An 18,513-nucleotide genomic window follows, 5' to 3' on the forward strand; every position below is an offset into this window, starting at 1 on the left:
CCTACGCGTCGCGCGTCATCGGGTACGTGTCCCCGTCGATCCACAGCTTGTCGCGGTCGGTGACGAAGAGGAACAGCCCGACGGAGGGGGGCGGGTTGCGCAGGTAGGCGACCGCGGATTCGGTGAGGCGGACCCGGCCGCCGCCCAGGTGGGTGATCCCCGCCGGTTCGGTGTGCCCGGCGAGCCACTCGGCCCGCTCCACGCCCATGACCACGCTGTAGGTCCGCGCCCGGCCCGCCCGCTCGGAGTGGCGCAGGAGGTCGTCGTAGCGGGCGAAGGTCACGACCCTCTCCAGCGCCTCCTCGTACGTCAGCGGTCCCAGGAACTCCCTGTTCCTGAAGGAGTTGCCGTGGGGCACACGGGCGTAGGCGATCCAGGTCGACGGCGTGGAGACGACGTGGCCGACCGGGAAGCCGTCCGGATGACCGTCGTCCAGGCGCACGGACACGGTCACCTCGCCGCGGTCGTGGGGGGACGCCGGTTCCCGGAAGAGGAAGAGCCGGCGCACCTTCAGCTGCTCCTTGAGGGCCCGGCCGATGCGGTTGATGTCCATGAGGTCCTCCTCCACGCGAACGGCGCCCCGTCGGGGCCCAAGTGGCCAACTCTGAGGCATCCGGGGGCAGTTTGTCTGCCCTCGGTCCGGTTCCTGGTTACGCTGACGCCGTGACCAGCGCAGGGGTGAGCCGCCGACGGGTGATGGGCGCCGGGCTCGGCGGGCTGCTGACCGGTTGCGCGGGGGAGTCCGCGCCGGTGCGGGTGCTGCGGCTCGCCACCGGGCCGGAGGGGGGCCCGTACAACGCCTTCGGCAAGGCCCTGGCGCGGGCCGTCGCCGCGAGCGGCGGCGGCCCGGAGATCGTCCCCGTGAGCACCGCGGCCAGCGTGGACAACCTGCGGCAGCTGGAGGACGGTTCCGTCGACCTGGCGCTCGCGATGGCCGACGTCGCCGAGGACGCGGCGCTGGGCCGGGAGTCCTTCTCCCGCCCCGCGACCCGCGTGAGCGCGCTGGCCCGGGTCTACGTGAACTACACGCACCTGCTCGTCCCGGCCGCCGGCCCCGTGCGCGAGGCCGGCGCACTCGCGGGCCGTCCGGTCGCCGCCGGTGCGAGCGGGTCGGGCGTACAGGTGGTCGCGGGCAGGGTCCTGCGGGCCGCCGGGACGGACGAACGGCCGCTTGGGCTCGCCGAGTCGGTGAGGGCGCTGCGCGCGGGCACGGTCGACGCGCTGTTCTGGTCCGGGGGCGTGCCCACCCCGGCGCTCGCCGAACTGGCCCGCGAACTCCCGCTGCGCTTCCTGCCGCTGGACGCCCACGTGGGCCCGCTGCGGGAGCGCTACGGCCCCGTCTACACGGCCGTCACCCTCCCGGCCGGGGTGTACGGGCTCGCGGAGCCGGTGGGCACGATCGGCGTCGGCAACTACCTCCTGGCCCGCCCCGACGTCCCGGCGGACACCGTCGAGGCGCTGCTGCGGGTGGTGTTCGACCGGTGGCGGGACCTGCTGCGCGAGGTCACGGCGGGAGCCCGGCTGGAGCCCCGGTTCGCGATCTCGACCGGCAAGGTACCGCTGCACGCGGGCGCGGTGGCCTACTACCGGTCGGTGTACGGATGAGCGCTCACACCAGGGGCAGCCGGAGCTCCAGGGCCAGGCCGTGCGGAGCGTTCCCGGAGGCGATGAGGCATCCCCCGCCGGCCCGTGCGATCTCCTCGGCGATGGCCAGCCCCAGCCCGCTGCCCCGGACGTTCTGGTGCTCGGGAGCGCGCGCGAAACGCCGTAGCAGCAGGGGGAGTTGATCCTCCGGCACGCCGGGGCCGTCATCGCTGACCCGCACGACCGCGTCCCCGTCGGCGGTGCGGGACACCCGCACCTCGACGCTGCCGCCGGGCGGAACGAACTTCACGGCGTTGTCGAGGAGGGCGTCCAGGACCCGGCCCACCGCGTCCGGCAGGGCCCGCACCACCAGGCCCTCGGGGAGCGCGCCGCCCGCCGCCAGCGCCAGTCCGGCGGCGCGGAACACCGGGCTCCAGGCCGCCGTCCGCTCCCGTACCGCCCGCGCGACGTCCTGCTCCTTCAGCTCCGCCGTACCGGACTCCACCCGGGCCAGCGCCAGCAGGCCGTCGAGGAGCTCCTCCAGGCGTTCGGCCTCGTCCAGGGCGCGGGTGTGCTCGGTCAGGCCGGGCCCGGGGGAGATGTACGGCTCGACGTTCTCCATCTGCAGCACCAGTGTGGCCAGCGGATTGCGCAGCTGGTGGGAGGCGTCGGCGACGAAGTCGCGCTGGCGGCCCATGGAGTCGGCCACGGCCTGCGCCATGGTGTTGAAGTGCCTGCGCAGACGGCGCAGTTCGGGCGGTCCGGTGTCGGAGACGGCGCGCGCCTGGAGACTGCCCGCGGCCAGCCCCTCCACGGCCCGGTCCAGATCGCGGACGGGCCGCAGCAGCCAGCGCGCGATCCCCACCGCGACCAGGGCGGCCGCCGCGAAGGCGGTGAGCGCCCCGGCGGCGATGAGTGCCCACCGCACCGTGACGTCCCGGCGGGCCGCCCCGGTCGGCAGCGCCATCAGCACGGCCCCGCTCACCCGCTCGTCCCGGCCCACGGGCTCGGCCAGCACCACGGAGTCCGGGCCCCAGGGCCGGATCGTCGGCAGCCGGTCGGTGGAACGGCCGGTGAGGGCGCGCCGCCGGGCGTCCACCGCCGCCGCGGGGACGGGACCCGAGCCGGCGGAGGCCTCCAGGGGCGCGGTCGCTCCGGCCCGGGCCACCGTCCGGCCCGCCGTGTCGACCACGGTGACCGCGGCCCCGTACAGCTGCGCGTACCGTCCGATCTCCGCGGCGAGTTCGGAGCGGTCGGCCCCGGTGCGCATCCGCTCGGCGAGGTCGGCGAACCGTACGGCCTCCGACCGGCGTTGCAGCAGCAGGTGTTCGGTCCGGCCCCGGGCGTAGGCGTCCGCGAGGGGGACGCAGAGCAGCAGGGTGGCCGCGCCCATGAGCACCAGCAGCACCGCCAGCAGCCTGCGCCTCACCGCGCGCGGTCCCTGTCACCGCCGGTCGCTTCGTCGTCCGCGGAGGCCGGGCAGCCGAGCTGGTACCCGAACCCCCGTACGGTGCGCACCAGTTGGGGTCGGCCGGTCTTGGCGCGGACGCCCGCCACGTGCACGTCCAGCGAGCGGGAGGTGCCGAGGAAGGCGTCCCCCCAGATCCGGTCCAGGATCTCCTCGCGGGAGTGCACCTCGTCCGGGCGCGCCGCCAGGAAGGCGAGTACGTCGAACTCGCGCCGGGTCAGCCGTACTTCGCAGCCCGCCACGGTCACGGTGCGGCCCGCCGGGTCCACCTCCACGTCCCCGGTCCGCACGCTCCGCCCACCGCCGTGCCCGGCGCCGGTGTCCTGGGGGCCGGCGCTCCGGCCCGAGCGGCGGCGTACGGTGTCGATGCGGGCCATCAGCTCGGCCATCCGGAACGGCTTGACGACGTAGTCGTCGGCTCCCGCCCGCAGTCCCTGCACGATGTCGCGTTCCTCGCACCGCGCGGTCACCACGATCAGCGGGGCGTCGCAGACGGTACGCAGCCGCCGCAGCAGTTCGAGTCCGTCCAGGTCGGGCAGGCCCAGGTCGAGCAGGACGAACTCCGCCTCGCGCAGGTGCAGCAGGGCGTCCATGGCCCGGCCGACCCGGCGGACGGTGTGCCCGCGCTGGGCGAGCGCGGTGCCGAGGGCCTGGGCCATCCGGTCGTCGTCCTCGACGAGAAGCGCGTGCATCGAATGTCTTCCTCGTGACCCTTGAACCGTGGATCGTGATCCATGCCCCCGTGAGCTGGGGCAGCAGCCTACGTGAGCGGCCGCCCCAGGTCACCGGTGCCGCTTCAGCGCGCGGCGTCCACGGAGGCCGCCGCCTTCTCCCGCGCGCCCGCGTCGCCGTCGGTCTCGGCCTCCGCACGGCTGAGCGCCGTGTTGCGGGTGTCGGGCATCAGGACGTAGGTCACGAGGGAGACCAGCGCGCACCCGGAGACGTACCAGAAGAACATCTTCTCGTGGCCGCCGCTCTTGAACCACAGGGCGACGTACTCGGCCGTGCCGCCGAAGAGCGCGTTGGCGATGGCGTACGGCAGCGCCACGCCCAGGGCCCGCACCCGGGTCGGGAACAGTTCCGCCTTGACCGCCGCGTTGATCGAGGTGTAACCGGTGACGATCACCAGGGCCAGCAGGGACAGCCCCAGCGCGGACCAGTACGAGGACGCCGACCCGAGCGCGGTCATGATCGGGTACGTGCCGACGGTGCACCCCACGGCGAAGGTGATCAGCAGCGGTCGCCGCCCGATCCGGTCCGACAGCATTCCGGCGAAGGGCTGGAGCACGGCGAAGACGGCCAGCGCGGTGAAACTGACCAGGGTGGCGGTCGTCTTGGCCATGCCGGCGCTGCCGACCAGGTACTTGGTGAGGTAGGTGGTGTACGTGTAGTAGGCCACCGTCCCGCCGAGGGTCAGCGCCATGACCAGTCCGGCCTGCCGCCGGTGCTGCCACAGCACCTTGAGGGTGCCGCGCGCGCTGTCGTCGGAGTCCGCGGCCACGTCCGCCGACTGCTCCTTGAAGGCGTCGGTCTCCTGGAGGCGCCGGCGGATCCAGAAGACGACCACCGCGAACAGCGCCCCGAGGACGAAGGGGATGCGCCAGCCCCAGCTCTGCAACTGGGCCGTGGTCAGGGTGTGCTGCATCGTGATGAGGATGCCCAGGCCGAGGAGCTGGCCGCAGGTCATCGACACGTACTGGAAGGAGGAGCCGAGGCCGCGCCGGTTCCGGGCCGAGGCCTCGGTGAGGTAGGTGGCGCTGGCCGCGTACTCGCCGCCGATGCTCATGCCCTGGAGCAGCCGGGCGAGCAGCAGCACCAGCGCGCCGAAGTAGCCGGCCTGCCCGTAGGTCGGGGCGACGGCGATCAGCAGCGCGGCCACCGACATCATGCTGACGGTGAGCGTGAGCGCGCTCTTGCGCCCGTGCCGGTCGGCGGCCCGGCCGAGCACCCACCCGCCGACGGGACGCATGAGGAAGCCGACGGCGAAGATCCCCGCCGTGTTCATCAGCTGCGTCGTCGGGTTGTCGCCGGGGAAGAAGGAGTCGGCGAAGTAGATGGCGAAGCTGGCGTAGACGAACCAGTCGTACCACTCGACGAGGTTGCCGAGCGAGCCGCCGATCAGGGCGGTACGGCGCTTCTTGCGCGCGTCCCCGGGCAGTGGCGCGGGGACGGGGAGGGGCGAGGACATGACGCCTCCAGTGGAGTCCCGGACGGGGGACGGGAGCGGCCCCGAGGTGGGGAGTGCCCAGAGCATGCGTCCGCGCGGCCCCCGGGACAACGCCCGGCCCGCAGATCTAACGTCCCGCTAAGAAAGCCCGCGCCGTGAGCCGGGTCACAGTGGGGGAGCGTCACGGTTTCCCGCCGCCACGTGTCTCGATGGGCAGCCGAGGAGAGGAGCCGTGTGGTGACGACCGGACACCGGAGCACAGCGCTCACGGCGAGATCGCCGCCTCGATCGGCAAGGCCGAGACCACCGTCCGGCAGATCGCCCACCGTGCACGCCGGCGCGTCCACGCGCGGCGCCGCCGCTTCGAGCCCGACTCCGACGCGAGCCGGGAGATCGTCGACCGGTTCCTGAGGGCGGCCGCCACCGGCGACGTCCGTACGCTGAGCGGGCGCTAGGCCCCAGGGGCGGGGGCCGGGGCTCAGATGATGTGGATGCGCTCCAGGGCGCCGGAGGCGTCACGGATCATCAGGTCGTGGCCCTTGGCACGCTCCTGCTCGATGAAGCCGAGCAGGAGCACCGCCCGGTTGATCACGTCGGACTTGCTGACGCCGGTCGCGGCCGTCAGCTCCGCGACCGTGGTGACGGCGGGCGGGCACAGGGTCACGGAGTACCGCTCACTGTCGGGGTGAGGGGGAAGCTGCTGCACGGGAAGATCCTTCCGCTGGTTCGGATGTGCACCATGTCTGTGCTCATGGTGCACATCCGGGCACCGGTTTCGCACCGGATTTACGGCACGGTGGTGCGCTGGGGGTTGACGGGTGGTCAGCCGGCCGCCGGGTCGGCGCCGGCGGGGACCTCGTGGATCCTCCCGTCGACGCCGGCCCGGTAGAGCCTGCCTGCGGAGAAGCCCTCGCGGCCCTGTCCGTAGGTGACCTGGGTGGAGAGGTGCAGCCCCGACTGCACGGCGCACAGGGCCCCGTCCTCCACCCGCCAGATCTGGCCCGCCGTGTGGGTGGCGATGAGCGGGCGTCCCCGGCTGTCGAGCGTCAGGCCGTCGGGGAGGGCGAGGGAGTCCAGGGGGCTTGCCGAGAGCCACCGTCGCGGGTTCGCCGGGTCGCCGACGGGGATGCGGTACAGGCCGGGGGCGACGGTGGTCTGGACGACGTAGACCTCGCTGCCGTCGGGGGAGACGGCGATCCCGTTGGCCTGCGGCACGCGGGCCCAGGCGGGGTCGACGCGGCCGTCGGGGGTGACGCGGCCGATGTGACGGCCGCCGATGGTCGTCGTGTACACGGTGCCGTCGGGGGCGAGCGCGACCCCGTCGATGCCGCCGAGGCCGGAGGCGTACGTGGAGACCCCGCCGGTGTCCGGGTCCACCTGGAGGAGCCGGGACACGGGGAAGAGGTCGCCGGTGGTCGAGTGCACCAGGTCGTTGCCCGTGCCGACGAGGAGCCGGCCGTCGGGACGGACCACGATCCCGCCGTTGGCGCCGATGTTCCCGGTGATCGGGACGGGGGCGCTGCCCGGGGCGTCGATGCGGTAGACCCGGCCCGTGTAGTAGGCGGTGGCGAACATCCGGCCCCGCCGGTCGACGGCGATCGACTCGACCCAGTCGGGTACGTGCGCCACTTCGACGGGCGCCGCCGCACCGACGGCCCCGCACACCGGCGCCGCCTGGGCGGGAGCCGGCGCGAGCACACTCGCCGCGGCCGCCAGTACGGCGGCCGCGGCGATCCTGCGGCGCGGCCTGCGCGCGGCGGTGCGGAACATCTCGGTCAGGCTCATCGGTCCCCTCCACGGTCGGTGCTGCTGCCCGGCGCAGTATCGGCCGCGACCGCTCCCCGCACCACCCCGCCCCGTCGGCCACGGCGGCCTTCGGCGGGGTCCCGGATGCCCCTGAACCACCGCGCGCGCGTGGACGAGTACGGCAGGAAAGGGCCACTGCCGCACGGTTTCGAGACGCTTCACGCCGACTGCGGGACGCGTCGCCGCCGCCGCGGTGATGATCGCCGGGACGACCGCGACGGCCCGTACCGGGTCTCCCGCGTCACCACGGACCGAGAGCGGAGCGGACACATGACCCAGACCGGCAGTGCCACCAAGGTCGCCGTCTACGGGCCCGGGGCCATGGGGCTGCACGTCACCAGGATGCTGCACGCGCGGGGCCTGCGGATCGTCGCCGCCCTCACGCGGCCCGGCTCCGACAAGGTGGGCCGGGACCTGGGCACGCTGGCGGGCATCGCCCCCCTCGGGGTCCCCGTCCGCGACGACGCCGAGCGGGCGCTGGCGCAGACGGCGCCGGACATCGTGGTCGTCACCGTCAGCACCTACCTCGACGAGACGCAGTACGAGATCTTCGCGACCGCCGTCCGGGCCGGAGCGAACGTGATCACCCTGGCCGAGGAGATGCTCTACCCCTTCCCGACCGCCGCCGCGCGCGCCGAGGAGCTGGACGAGCTCGCCAGGCGCCACGGCGTCACCGTGACCGGCACCGGCCACCAGGACGCCTACTGGGTCAACCTCGTCTCGGTGCTCGCCGGTTCGGCCGACCGGCTGGAGAAGGTGGAGGGCAGGCTCGCCTGGAACGTCGACGACTTCGGCCCGGCGCTGGCGAAGCAGCAGCAGGTGGGCGCGACCGTGGCCGAGTTCGACAAGTGGCTCGCCGACACCGCGCGCAGGCCCACCTTCGGCAGGAGCTCGCTGTACGCCCTGGCGGCGACCGCCGGGCTGACCCCGGGCCGGGCCGAGACCCGGACCACGGCCGTCGTCGCGACGCGGACGACCCCCTGCGAGGCGCTGGGGCAGGACATAGCCGAGGGCCGGGTCCTCGGCTACACGGACACGGACACCCTGCACACCGAGGAGGGGGTCGAACTGGTCATCAGCTCGACGGGCAAGGTGTACGGGGCCGGCGAGTCGGACTTCAACGAGTGGCGCACGACGGGCACTCCGGCCCTGCACCTGCGCAACGAAGGGCTGATCACCGCCGACACCACCTGCGCCACGCTCGTCAACAGGATCCCGCAGGTCCTGGAGGCCCAGGCGGGCATCGTGACGATCGACCGGCTGCCGCAACTGCGCTACCGGCCCCCCTTCCGGAGCACCGCCACCCGGGTGTAGTCATCATGTCCATGCCATCCTCCTCCAGGAAGCAGGCCACGATGCACCACCCGCCGCCGACCGCCCCCGCCACGGACCGGACCGTACGGACCGTACGGACAGGCCGCACCAGGCGCCGCACCGGACGCCTGGGCACCGTGCTCGCCGCCACGGCCCTCGCGCTGCTGATCCCGGCTTCGGCCGCCCACGCCGACCCGCCGCACAACCTCCCGCAGAACGCCGACGGCTGGGAGCAGACCTTCTCCCCGGCCTTCGACTACGACACCGACGGCTGCTACGCCACCCCCGCCATCGGCCCGGACGGCACCCTCGCGCCCGGCCTGAAGACCACCGGCGCGATCAACGGCAGCTGCCACGACCTCTCCGACCTCGACAACTCCCAGACGTACGCCCGCGCCAGGTGCAACAACGGCTGGTGCGCCATCGTCTACGCCGGCTACTTCGAGAAGGACCAGGCCGTGCACGGCAGCGGCCTCGGCGGCCACCGCCACGACTTCGAACACGTCATCGCCTGGGTCGACACCAGGTCCAACCGCGTCGAGTACCTCTCGACCACCCAGCACAGCACCGTCAAGACCTACCCGCGCTCCGACGTCCGCTTCGACGGGACGCACCCGAAGGTCGTCTACCACAAGGACGGCGCGGGCACGCACTTCTTCCGGCTCGCGAACGGCAACGACGAACCGCCGGAGAACCACTACCACTCCTGGCGCTACCCGCCCCTGGTCGGCTGGAACGGCTGGCCGAGCACCTGGCTGCGCGACCGGCTGACGGGCGCGGACTTCGGGTCGGCCACCATCAAGATCACCGACGAGCGGTTCCCGAACCTCCTCAGCAGCGCCAAGCCCTCCGGCATCCCCTTCGACCCCTGGGGCTGAACCCCGCGTACCCTTCACTGCGTGCCACCCTCCCCCTTGCGTCACGTCGCCGTCCTCGTACTGGAGGGGGCCAAGCCCCTCGACGTCGGCATCCCCGCGCAGGTCTTCACGACCCGCGCGAGCGTGCCGTACGAGGTGAGGGTGTGCGGGGCCGCCCCGGGGCTGGTGACCGGCGGCGACGGCCTGTCGTACTACGTCGAGCACGGCCTCGAGGCCCTGGAGTGGGCCGACATCGTCTTCGTCCCCGGCTACCGCTTTCCCGACCGCGACGACCCGCCGCGGGCCGTGGTCGACGCGCTGATCGCCGCCCACGCCCGGGGCGCCCGGCTCGCCGCCATCTCGACCGGCGCCTTCGCGCTCGCCGCCACCGGCCTGCTCGACGGCAGGCGCGCCACCACGCACTGGCACTACGCGCGGGCACTCGCGGCGAAACGTCCGCTCGTCCAGGTCGACGAGAACGTCCTGTTCGTCGACGAGGGCAGCGTACTGACCTCGGCCGGCGCCGCCTCGGGCATCGACCTGTGCCTGCACATCCTGCGGTCCGACCTCGGCGTGGCCGCCTCCAACCACACGGCCCGGCGCCTGGTCGCGGCCCCCTACCGCAGCGGCGGCCAGGCCCAGTACGTGCCGCGCAGCGTGCCCGAGGTCCTCGGCGAGCGGTTCGCCGCCACCCGGGAGTGGGCGCTGCGCCGGCTGGGCGAACCCCTCACCCTGGAGGCGCTCGCCCGGCACGCGGCGGTGTCGCCGCGCACCTTCTCCCGGCGCTTCGCCGAGGACACGGGCTACACGCCGATGCAGTGGGTCATGCGCGCCCGCGTCGACGTGGCCCGCGAACTCCTGGAGCGTTCCGAGCGCGGCATCGAGCAGATCGCCGCCGACGTGGGCCTGGGCACCGGCGCCAACCTGCGCATGCACTTCCAGCGGATCCTCGGCACCAGCCCGAGCGAGTACCGGCGCACCTTCACCCGCGGCGAGTAGCCGCCCCGTCCCGGGGCCGTGGCTGCGGCCGTGGCTGCGGCTGTGGCGCGATCCTTGCGGACCCTGGCGATCCCGCCGCTGTCACCGGCGGATCCGGCGGGCGAACCTGGGGGCGAACCCGAAAGGACACGCCTCATGACTCGCATCGCCATCAACGGTTTCGGCCGCATCGGACGCAACGTGCTGCGCGCACTGCTGGAACGCGACAGCGAACTGGAGGTCGTCGCGGTCAACGACCTCAGCGAGCCCACCACCCTCGCCCGGCTGCTGGCCTACGACACCACGTCCGGCCGGCTCGGCCGGCCCGTGCACGCCGACGGCGACACCCTCGTCGTCGACGGCCGCCGCATCAAGGTCCTCGCCGAGCGCGAACCGGCGCAGCTGCCGTGGGCCGAGCTCGGCGTCGACATTGTGCTGGAGGCGACCGGCCGCTTCACCTCGGCCAAGGCGGCCCGCGCCCACCTCGACGCGGGTGCGAAGCGGGTCCTCGTCAGCGCCCCGGCCGACGGCGCCGACGTCACGCTCGCCTTCGGGGTCAACACCGACGCGTACGACCCGGAGCTGCACACCATCGTCTCGAACGCCTCCTGCACGACGAACGCGCTCGCGCCGCTGGCCTCGGTGCTCGACGACCTCGCCGGGATCGAGCACGGCTTCATGACGACGGTGCACGCCTACACGCAGGAGCAGAACCTGCAGGACGGGCCGCACCGCGACCCCCGCCGCGCCCGCGCCGCCGCCGTCAACATCGTGCCGACCACGACGGGCGCCGCCAAGGCGATCGGCCTCGTGCTGCCGCAGCTCGACGGCAAGCTCTCCGGCGACTCCATCCGCGTCCCGGTGCCGGTGGGCTCGATCGTCGAGCTCAACACGACCGTCTCCCGCGAGGTGACGCGCGAGGACGTCCTCGCCGCGTACCGCGCCGCGGCGCAAGGGCCCCTGGCCGGAGTGCTGGAGTACTCGGAGGACCCCCTGGTCTCCTCCGACATCACGGGCAACCCGGCCTCGTCGATCTTCGACTCGGAGCTCACCCGTGTCGAGGGCCGTCACGTCAAGGTGGTCGCCTGGTACGACAACGAGTGGGGCTTCTCGAACCGTGTGATCGACACGCTCGAACTGCTCGCCGCCCGCTGACCGACGGGCCGGGCGACGCACGTGAGGGGGCGACCGCGGAAGCGGCCGCCCCCTCACGGTCTCAGCGGCGGTGGAACGCGACCTCAGGGTCCGCGTCCGTCGGCCCGTCCAGGCGCGGCGCCGGCGTCCCGCGCAGGTGGAGGTCGAAGAACGCGCCGACGTACCCCCGCGTGATCTGCTGCGAGCGGGTGCCCGACAGCGGTGTCTCCGGATGCGGGTAGCCCGCCTGGTCCCCGAGCACGGGCCAGTCGGTGAAGGCGGCGTGGCCCGCCCCCGCGACGGTCAGCCAGCGCTTCCAGCCGTCCAGCCGGGGCCAGTTGTCCTCCCAGGAGGTGTCGGGGAAGTCGGGCGGCAGCAGGGCCGGGTCGCCGGCCAGCATCAGGAAGGGCCGCCCGCCGAGGCCCCCTTCGGGTACCGGCGTGAAGAAGGTGCCGTCCATGTTGACCCCGGCGTCCACGCGCGGGTCCGCGGCCATGGCGGCGGAGGCCGCCGCACCGCCGATGGAATGGCCGGCCATGCCGATGTGCCGGGCGTCGATCAGCCAGGAGTAGCGCCACGCGGGACGCGGGCCGGTGAGCCGGTCCAGTACGAACGGGACGTCCCGGGCCCGGGCGTCGGACACCCGGTGCAGCGATTCGTCGGGGAACACCTGCTCGCAGGCCTTGCAGGTGAGCAGCCGGCCGCCCGGGAAGAGCGTGCCGTCCGACTCGTACGCGTGGTCCACCGCGGCCACCACGTAGCCGCGGCTGGCGAGTTCCTCGGCGAGGGTGGTCAGCGAGGCGCGCGGCTGGGTGAATCCGGGGGAGAGCACGATCAGCGGGTAGCGGTGGGCCGAGGGCCGGGGCAGCGCGCCCGACCGGGAATGCGTACGGGTGGCCGCCACGCGCTCGGGGGTCGCGTACTGGCCGAGCTGCCCCCGGTCGGTGAGCAGCGCAGTGGCCTCCGGTACGGCCATGTAGGGGGCGGGAGTTCCGGTCCGGGCGAGTGCCGGGTAGTACAGCGACAGCAGCAACTCCCGGTCGGCGGTGGGCACCCAGGGGTCCTTGCGCTCCCGGTCCACCAGGTGGAGGGTGTCGCGCCCCACCGGGAAGGCGCCGGTGGGGCGGGGGAGTTCCAGCCCGGCGGGGTCACCGGCCGGGGCGGGCGAGGCCGCGGCGGGGGACGCGAGGGTGCCGGGTAAGGCGAGGGCCAGTCCGACGGCCGCGGCCGTCAGCACGCGCATGATCTTCTTCATGCCCACACCCTAAAGGATCTTAGGCAAGGCTTACCTAAGATAACGGCGGCTGCCTACCGCTTGGGCGCGCCGGGCTTCTCGGTGTCGAAGGTGTAGAACTTGCGGTGGTCGAGCAGGTCGGCCGGGGTGATGTTGTTCCAGGGCCGCATGACGCCGTGCAGGTCCACCACGTCCGGGGTCCGGCCGGCGGGCAGGTAGGTGGACTTCGGGTTCCGCATCTGCCACTCCGCCCAGAGCATGTCGACGAACGCGTGGTGCATCCAGAACACCGGGTCGTTGGGAGAGGCCGCGCTGGCCATCTGGCCGCCGATCCACACGTGGACCCGGTTGTGCAGACTGGAGCCGCGCCAGCCCTCCAGGTGGTTGCGGAAGCCGTCGGAGGTGCTGTTCCAGGGAGCCGCGTCGTACACCGGCATGGCGAGGACGGCGTTCACCTCGGCCTTGGTCGGCAGCTGGACCCCGCCGGCGCCCAGGGTGCGGCGCAGGTACGGCCGCGAGTCCACCCCCACGGTCACCGCCCACCTGCCCGCCGCGTGCGCGAAGGGCCCGTCGAGCACCTGCCCGTCACGGGCCCGGGAGATGCCGCCGAGGAAGTCGGCGGCCCACAGGGAGGAGGTGGGAGTGCGGTCGGCGGTCCAGTCCCAGTACGGGAGCGACACCTTCTGGTCGACCTTCTGCAACTCCGCCTCGAACTCGAGCAGATAGCGCCGGTGCCAGGGCAGGAAGGAGGGTCCGCGGTGCCCGACCCGCGGCCCGAAGTCGCTGTCGCTCGTCAGGAAGGAGTTGTGCGTGGCGACGAACCGGTCGTAGACGCCGGTGCGCTTGAGTTCGAGCACCGCGTTGGTGAAGGCCCGCTTCTCGTCGGGCGTGAGCGTGGCCTGGTTCTTGCGGACGATCACGACGTGCCTCCCGAGGGGCCGAAGGGGATGAGGGCGGCGCCCTGGAGGTCGCGGACCGCGGCGCGGGCGGCCGAGATGGGGTCCGGGAAGGTCTCGTAGTGGTTGACGACGGTGAGCCAGCTGCCGTCGGCATTGCGCATCAGGTGCAGCTCCTTGCCGTCGATCTTGATCGTCGGCAGGCCGGGGGAGTGGTGACCCCCCTCACCCAGGGAGATCTGGATGCGGCGGCCCTCGTAGACCTCGTCGATGGCGGCCACGGGCAGGGAGCCGGCCGGGGTCGACGCCTTGGCCTCGGGCTTGGCGTCGGACGGGGCACCGGGCGACTTGTCGGAGCTCCGCACGACGACGACGGCCGCGGCGGCCCCGATGGCGGTGACTGCGCCGGCCGTTATGCCCAGGGCGCGGCGGCGGGTGATCATGTTCATGACCTGAAGAGGTACCAGAAAGGCGTGAACGCGAGATCATTGGCCTGCGCAACCATCGGTGAAGTGCGAGGTGCCCGGGTCCTGCGCTATAGTCGATCTTGTTCCTGCGGCCGTGTTCCACGGTGGTGGGGCCCGCGTTGGTGGTCCAAGGAAAGACACCCCACTTCCCGTGGGGGAATGCAGGTGCAAGGCCTGCCCAGCGCTCGACCGAAGGCCCCGCCCTCCTCCTGGAGGGCGGGGCCTTCGCGTGTTCGGCATGCGGTGTTCGGCGTGCCGTGATCAGCGCGCCGCGCCGAAGTCCTGCGTCCAGTACTGGCCCGGCTGCGCGAGACCGATGCCGATCTCCTTGTAGGAGCAGTCGAGGATGTTCCGCTTGTGGCCGGGGCTGTTCATCCAGCCCTCCATGACCTTCTCGGGCGAGCTGTAGCCGTAGGCCACGTTCTCGCCGTACGTGCGCCACTCGTATCCCGCGCGGGTGATGCGCTGGCCCGGGTCGGAGCCGTCGGAGCCGGTGTGCGACATGTTCGCGTGGGCGGCCATGTCCGCGCTGTGGTCCTGCGCGGCCTTCGTGAGCTTCGCGTTGACCGTGAGCGCCGGGCACCCGGCGGCGGCGCGCTCCTGGTTGACGAGCGCGAGGACCGCGGCCGCGGCATCGGAGGGCGCCGCGGAGGCCTCCGGGGCGGCGGGCGTGGCGGGTGCGGCGGGCGCGGCCGCCTCGGCGGGCGGTTCCACCGGCTGCGGCCGCTGCGGCCGCTGCTGCCGCACGGGCGGCGCGGGCTGCACGGGCGCCTCGGCGGACTCCTTGGGAGCGTCGGCCACCGGCTGTGCGGCGGGCTGCGCGGGCTCGGCCGGGGCGGCTTCGGGGGTCGCGGGGACCGCGTCCTGGACCGGGGGCTGTACGGGCTGCTGCGCGCCCGGGCCGCCGTCCCACGGGCGGCTCGCCCGGTAGGCGGCCGGCGCGGAGTCGGAGTCCTGCGTGTCCAGGCACGCCATGGCGGCGGTGGGGACGGCCACGACGGCCAGCGCCCCGACCGCGACGACTATTTTCCTGTGGTGGGTTTTCTTGCGGTGCTTCTTCATGCGTGACCTCACTCGGTGATCGCGAAGATCCCGGTGCCGGACCACGGGGCGCCGGGGGTGCCGCCATTCTTAAAACCCCGGCAACGGCCTGGCAAGCCGCCGCTACTAAGGCGCGTAGGAGAGCGGGGGCACGGCTTGAAACGGCCGGAAGATCGTGCATGCCCCGCCCGCGGCCCCGCCGGCGGGTACCTGATGCGGTGCCAGAACCCCTCCCCGCCAGCCATGTCGGCGCGGGTGAACCGAGAAGCGCTGATTCCGTTTCCGGCGGAGAGGGGCATGTCAACGCCAAACAGGTACATAGAGCGATATGTCGCCGCGCAGACGATCGCCGTGGAGCTGCCGGACCGGCGCGTACGCCGTGACGCATGTCACGGTTTGCGGGACGAACCGAAACGCCGCCGCCCGCGTCCCGGAGCGGTCTTCGTATCGGGTGTGTATCGGCGGGCGCTTGGTTTCCCATCGAGCCGGCGCACCCCGCCACGGCGCAGGGCGCCGCGCCCGGCCCCTGCCATATCGTTGCTTCCGGGTCACCCCCGACGCCCGCGCGCACGGGGCCCGCACCTCGAAACCCTCCGGTCAGGAGCCGTCCGCCCATGTCCTCGCCCGCCCCGGCTCCGGCCACCACGCGCCCCGTCCGGGTGCTGCTGGTGGAGGACGACGACCTGATGCGCCGGTCCTTCACCCTCGCCCTCGAACGCTACGGCTACCGGATGACGGCAGCGGCCGACGGGCTGACGGGCCTGGAACTCTTCCGCGACCACGACTTCGACCTGCTGATCCTCGACGTGATGCTGCCGGGCCTGGACGGGATCGGCCTGTGCCGCAGGGTCCGGGAGAGCAGCCTGGTGCCCGTCCTGATGATGTCCGCGCGCGGCGACGGGCTCGACGTCGTCGCCGGCCTGGAGGCCGGGGCCGACGACTACGTGGTCAAACCCGTCGACACCTACGTCCTCGTGGCCCGCATCCGTTCCCTGCTGCGGCGGGCGACCTACGTGCCCGCCTCCGCACCGGCCGCGGGCGGGGAGCCTTCGCCGTCCGCCGGTTCCGCCGGTTCCGGGGGAGAGGTGCTCGTCTTCGGGGACCTGGCCATCGACACCGGCGGCCTGGAGGTGTCCGTCTCCGGCAGCCCGGTGGCACTGACCCCGACCGAACTCAAGCTGCTGCTGGTGTTCGCCGCCAGCCCGGGCATCGTGCTGGAACGGCACACCCTCCTGCGCGACGTCTGGGACTACGGCTGGGACGGCGACAGCAGGGTCGTCGACCTGTGCGTGCAGCGGCTGCGCAGGAAGCTGGGCCGGGACCGGATCGAAACCGTCCGCGGCTTCGGCTACAAGCTCAGGCGCTGAGGCCGGTGCGCCCCTTCCCCCTGCCCCGGCCGGCCCGCGTACCGCTGCGCTGGAAGATCGCCGCGCTGGCCGCGGCCACGGCATGCCTGGTCGTGACGGCCGTCGGCGTCCTCGTACACGTATGGACCGCGCGGGACATCCGCTCCCGGGCCGAGGCGCAGGCCTTCAACGGCGTGTACTCGGCCATGGACGTCTACCGCCGGACCGGAGCGCTGGCCGACGGCGCCGAACTCGATCCGGCCGCGCTGCCCCCCGTACTGCGCCACCCGGCCGACGGCGACCGGCACACCGCCGACGACGGGCACGTCGACGGGAACGTCGGGCCGAGCGTCTGGGCGGCCCAGCGCACCGGCGGCCCGGGCAGCCCGGTGCTGGCCGTCCGCGTCAACCTGAGCTCGGAGCTCCACGAGCTGCGCCGGCTGGACCTGACCATGGCGGTCGCCTCGGCGGCCGCACTCGCGGCGGCCGCGCCCCTGGCGGTCTACGGCGCCGGACTCCTCGCCCGCCGGCTGCGCCGGGTCTCCGAGACCGCGGCCCGGATCTCGGCCGGTGACCTCGACGCCAGGTCCGGGCCCACCGACGGCGGCGACGAGGTCGCCGACATCGCCGCCACCGTCGACCTCATGGCCGACAGCCTCAGCCGTCGCCTGCGCACCGAACGCCAGTTCACCGCCGACGTCGCCCACGAGCTGCGCACCCCCGTCGGCGGCCTGCTCGCCGCCGCCGACCTGCTGCCGCCCGGCGAGACCGAGGACCTGCTCCGGGCCCGCGTACGCGACCTGCGCGCACTCGTCGAGGACCTGCTGGAGATCTCCCGGCTGGACGCCGGCGCGGAACAGCCGGTGCGCGCCCCCGTCCCGCTCGGCGCGGTTGTCTCCGAGGCCGTGGCACGCACCGGCTTCGGCGCACGGCTCACCGCCACCGACACCCGGCACGCCGAGACCGTGGAGACCGACCCGCGCCGCCTCGAACGGATCGTCGCCAACCTCGTCGTCAACGCCCACCGGCACGGGGACACCCCGGTCCGGGTCACCGTCGAGGGCCGCACCGTCGTCGTACGCGACCACGGCCCCGGTTTCCCCGCCGACCTGCTGCGGAGCGGCCCCCGCCGCTTCCACACGGGCGCCGCCGAACGCGGCTCCGGCCACGGCCTGGGCCTGACCATCGCCCTGGGCCAGGCCCGGCTGCTCGGCGCCGAACTGCGCCTGGACAACGCCCCGGACGGCGGCGCCGTCGCCACGCTGCGCCTCCCGGCCTGAGCGCGGCCCCGCTCCGCGGAACCGATACACAGCGGCGCGTACGCCGATACACGGCGGACCGGGCCCCGATACCTTCCCCGGACACCCTTCGAGTGCACCGCCCCGCACCCGAAGAGGAGCCCCCTGTGACAGCCCACCCGATCGCCCCGTACGCACCGCACCCGACGGCGGGGACCGCGGCCGCCGCCACCACCGACCTGTCGAAGGTCTACGGCAGCGGCGACACCCGCGTCGTCGCCCTCGACCGGGTCAGCATCTCCTTCCGCGAGGGCGAGTTCACCGCGATCATGGGCCCCTCCGGCTGCGGCAAGTCCACCTTGATGCACTGCGCCGCCGGACTCGACTCGTTCACCTCCGGCTCCGTCCGCATCGGCACCACCGAACTGGGCACGCTCGACGACCGGGGGCTCACCGAGCTGCGCCGCGACCGGATCGGCTTCGTCTTCCAGGCGTTCAACCTGCTGCCGACCCTGACCGCGCTGGAGAACATCACGCTGCCCCTGACCGTCGCCGGCCGCCGGCCCGACCCGGGGTGGCTGGACCACGTGGTCGCCATGGTCGGCCTCTCCCAGCGCCTCGGCCACCGGCCCGGGCAGCTGTCGGGCGGGCAGCAGCAGCGCGTCGCGGTGGCCCGCGCCCTGGTCTCCCGCCCCGCGATCGTCTTCGGCGACGAGCCCACCGGGAACCTCGACTCCCGCGCGGGTGCCGAGGTCCTCGGCTTCCTGCGCGACTCGGTGCGCGAGCTGGGCCAGACCGTCGTCATGGTCACGCACGACCCCGTCGCCGCCGGCTACGCCGACCGCGTGGTCTTCCTTTCCGACGGCCGTCTGGTCGACGAGATGACCCGGCCCACCCCGGAACGGGTCCTGGACCGGATGAAGGCCTTCGACACGGGCCCCCGTACCCGCTGACCGGCCCCCGCCCCTGCGGCCCCCGCCCCC

General features: G+C 73.5%; 19 protein-coding genes. 9 read left to right on the top strand and 10 right to left on the bottom strand.

Annotated elements, in window-relative coordinates; genetic code table 11:
- Position 1 precedes the first annotated feature (1 nt).
- Positions 2 to 553: a hypothetical protein gene (locus OOK31_RS16730; protein ID WP_267088026.1), complete on the bottom strand. Its 552-nt coding sequence runs from the start codon at positions 551 to 553 to the stop codon at positions 2 to 4.
- Between the two features lie 110 nt (positions 554 to 663).
- Here OOK31_RS16730 and OOK31_RS16735 point away from each other — a divergent pair, with 110 nt between their 5' ends.
- Positions 664 to 1,605 carry a TAXI family TRAP transporter solute-binding subunit gene (locus OOK31_RS16735; protein ID WP_267088027.1) on the top strand — a complete coding sequence of 314 codons (942 nt, stop codon included), beginning with the start codon at positions 664 to 666 and terminating at the stop codon, positions 1,603 to 1,605.
- Positions 1,606 to 1,609: 4 nt separating this feature from the next.
- Here the strand turns inward: OOK31_RS16735 and OOK31_RS16740 are convergent, their stop codons facing one another.
- From OOK31_RS16740 to OOK31_RS16750, 3 genes are all read right to left on the bottom strand, one after another.
- Entirely contained in the window at positions 1,610 to 3,013 is a 1,404-nt protein-coding gene (locus OOK31_RS16740; RefSeq protein ID WP_267088028.1) for a HAMP domain-containing sensor histidine kinase, read from the bottom strand.
- Positions 3,010 to 3,744, bottom strand: coding sequence for a response regulator transcription factor (locus OOK31_RS16745; RefSeq protein ID WP_267088029.1), 735 nt, complete (start codon positions 3,742 to 3,744; stop codon positions 3,010 to 3,012). Before OOK31_RS16745 ends, OOK31_RS16740 begins: the two co-directional genes overlap by 4 nt.
- A 104-nt stretch (positions 3,745 to 3,848) precedes the next feature.
- Positions 3,849 to 5,240: an MFS transporter gene (locus OOK31_RS16750; protein ID WP_267088030.1), complete on the bottom strand. Its 1,392-nt coding sequence runs from the start codon at positions 5,238 to 5,240 to the stop codon at positions 3,849 to 3,851.
- A 188-nt stretch (positions 5,241 to 5,428) separates the two neighbouring features.
- On the opposite strand from OOK31_RS16750, the gene OOK31_RS16755 reads away from it, so the two are divergent.
- Positions 5,429 to 5,674: a hypothetical protein gene (locus OOK31_RS16755; RefSeq protein WP_267088031.1), complete on the top strand. Its 246-nt coding sequence runs from the start codon at positions 5,429 to 5,431 to the stop codon at positions 5,672 to 5,674.
- A gap of 23 nt (positions 5,675 to 5,697) precedes the next feature.
- On the opposite strand, the gene OOK31_RS16760 is transcribed toward OOK31_RS16755, so the two are convergent.
- Entirely contained in the window at positions 5,698 to 5,925 is a 228-nt protein-coding gene (locus tag OOK31_RS16760) for a hypothetical protein (RefSeq protein WP_267088032.1), read from the bottom strand.
- Between the two features lie 116 nt (positions 5,926 to 6,041).
- Positions 6,042 to 7,004 carry an SMP-30/gluconolactonase/LRE family protein gene (locus OOK31_RS16765; protein WP_267088033.1) on the bottom strand — a complete coding sequence of 321 codons (963 nt, stop codon included), beginning with the start codon at positions 7,002 to 7,004 and terminating at the stop codon, positions 6,042 to 6,044.
- Between the two features lie 291 nt (positions 7,005 to 7,295).
- On the opposite strand from OOK31_RS16765, the gene OOK31_RS16770 reads away from it, so the two are divergent.
- The 4 genes from OOK31_RS16770 (at position 7,296) to gap (ending at position 11,329) form a co-directional block, all read left to right on the top strand.
- Positions 7,296 to 8,339, top strand: coding sequence for a Gfo/Idh/MocA family oxidoreductase (locus tag OOK31_RS16770; protein ID WP_267088034.1), 1,044 nt, complete (start codon positions 7,296 to 7,298; stop codon positions 8,337 to 8,339).
- A 5-nt stretch (positions 8,340 to 8,344) separates the two neighbouring features.
- A complete protein-coding gene (locus tag OOK31_RS16775) occupies positions 8,345 to 9,217 on the top strand; it encodes an NPP1 family protein (RefSeq protein ID WP_267088035.1) in 873 nt (290 codons plus the stop codon).
- 21 nt (positions 9,218 to 9,238) lie between these two features.
- Entirely contained in the window at positions 9,239 to 10,195 is a 957-nt protein-coding gene (locus OOK31_RS16780; RefSeq protein WP_267088036.1) for a GlxA family transcriptional regulator, read from the top strand.
- 135 nt (positions 10,196 to 10,330) lie between these two features.
- Positions 10,331 to 11,329, top strand: coding sequence for a type I glyceraldehyde-3-phosphate dehydrogenase (gap, locus tag OOK31_RS16785; RefSeq protein WP_267088037.1), 999 nt, complete (start codon positions 10,331 to 10,333; stop codon positions 11,327 to 11,329).
- Positions 11,330 to 11,390: 61 nt separating this feature from the next.
- Here the strand turns inward: gap and OOK31_RS16790 are convergent, their stop codons facing one another.
- From OOK31_RS16790 to OOK31_RS16805, 4 genes are all read right to left on the bottom strand, one after another.
- Positions 11,391 to 12,563, bottom strand: coding sequence for an alpha/beta hydrolase (locus tag OOK31_RS16790; RefSeq protein ID WP_267088038.1), 1,173 nt, complete (start codon positions 12,561 to 12,563; stop codon positions 11,391 to 11,393).
- 53 nt (positions 12,564 to 12,616) lie between these two features.
- Positions 12,617 to 13,462 (bottom strand): tyrosinase family protein, encoded by an 846-nt coding sequence (locus OOK31_RS16795; RefSeq protein ID WP_267088039.1) that lies wholly within the window; start codon positions 13,460 to 13,462, stop codon positions 12,617 to 12,619.
- On the bottom strand, positions 13,459 to 13,887 hold the full coding sequence (locus OOK31_RS16800; RefSeq protein WP_267088040.1) for a tyrosinase cofactor: 429 nt from the start codon (positions 13,885 to 13,887) through the stop codon (positions 13,459 to 13,461). Before OOK31_RS16800 ends, OOK31_RS16795 begins: the two co-directional genes overlap by 4 nt.
- 279 nt (positions 13,888 to 14,166) lie before the next feature.
- Positions 14,167 to 14,967, bottom strand: a complete 801-nt coding sequence (locus OOK31_RS16805; RefSeq protein WP_267088041.1) for a CAP domain-containing protein — start codon at positions 14,965 to 14,967, stop codon at positions 14,167 to 14,169.
- A 593-nt stretch (positions 14,968 to 15,560) separates the two neighbouring features.
- Here OOK31_RS16805 and cseB point away from each other — a divergent pair.
- From cseB to OOK31_RS16820, 3 genes are all read left to right on the top strand, one after another.
- Positions 15,561 to 16,313, top strand: coding sequence for a two-component system response regulator CseB (cseB, locus tag OOK31_RS16810; RefSeq protein ID WP_267088042.1), 753 nt, complete (start codon positions 15,561 to 15,563; stop codon positions 16,311 to 16,313).
- Positions 16,314 to 16,318: 5 nt separating this feature from the next.
- Positions 16,319 to 17,572 carry a HAMP domain-containing sensor histidine kinase gene (locus OOK31_RS16815; protein WP_267088043.1) on the top strand — a complete coding sequence of 418 codons (1,254 nt, stop codon included), beginning with the start codon at positions 16,319 to 16,321 and terminating at the stop codon, positions 17,570 to 17,572.
- A 140-nt stretch (positions 17,573 to 17,712) separates the two neighbouring features.
- A complete protein-coding gene (locus OOK31_RS16820) occupies positions 17,713 to 18,483 on the top strand; it encodes an ABC transporter ATP-binding protein (RefSeq protein ID WP_267088303.1) in 771 nt (256 codons plus the stop codon).
- Positions 18,484 to 18,513: the final 30 nt, after the last annotated feature.

Origin of the sequence: Streptomyces sp. NBC_00249, assembly GCF_026342355.1 — a bacterium.
In the GTDB taxonomy this organism is placed as follows: domain Bacteria; phylum Actinomycetota; class Actinomycetes; order Streptomycetales; family Streptomycetaceae; genus Streptomyces.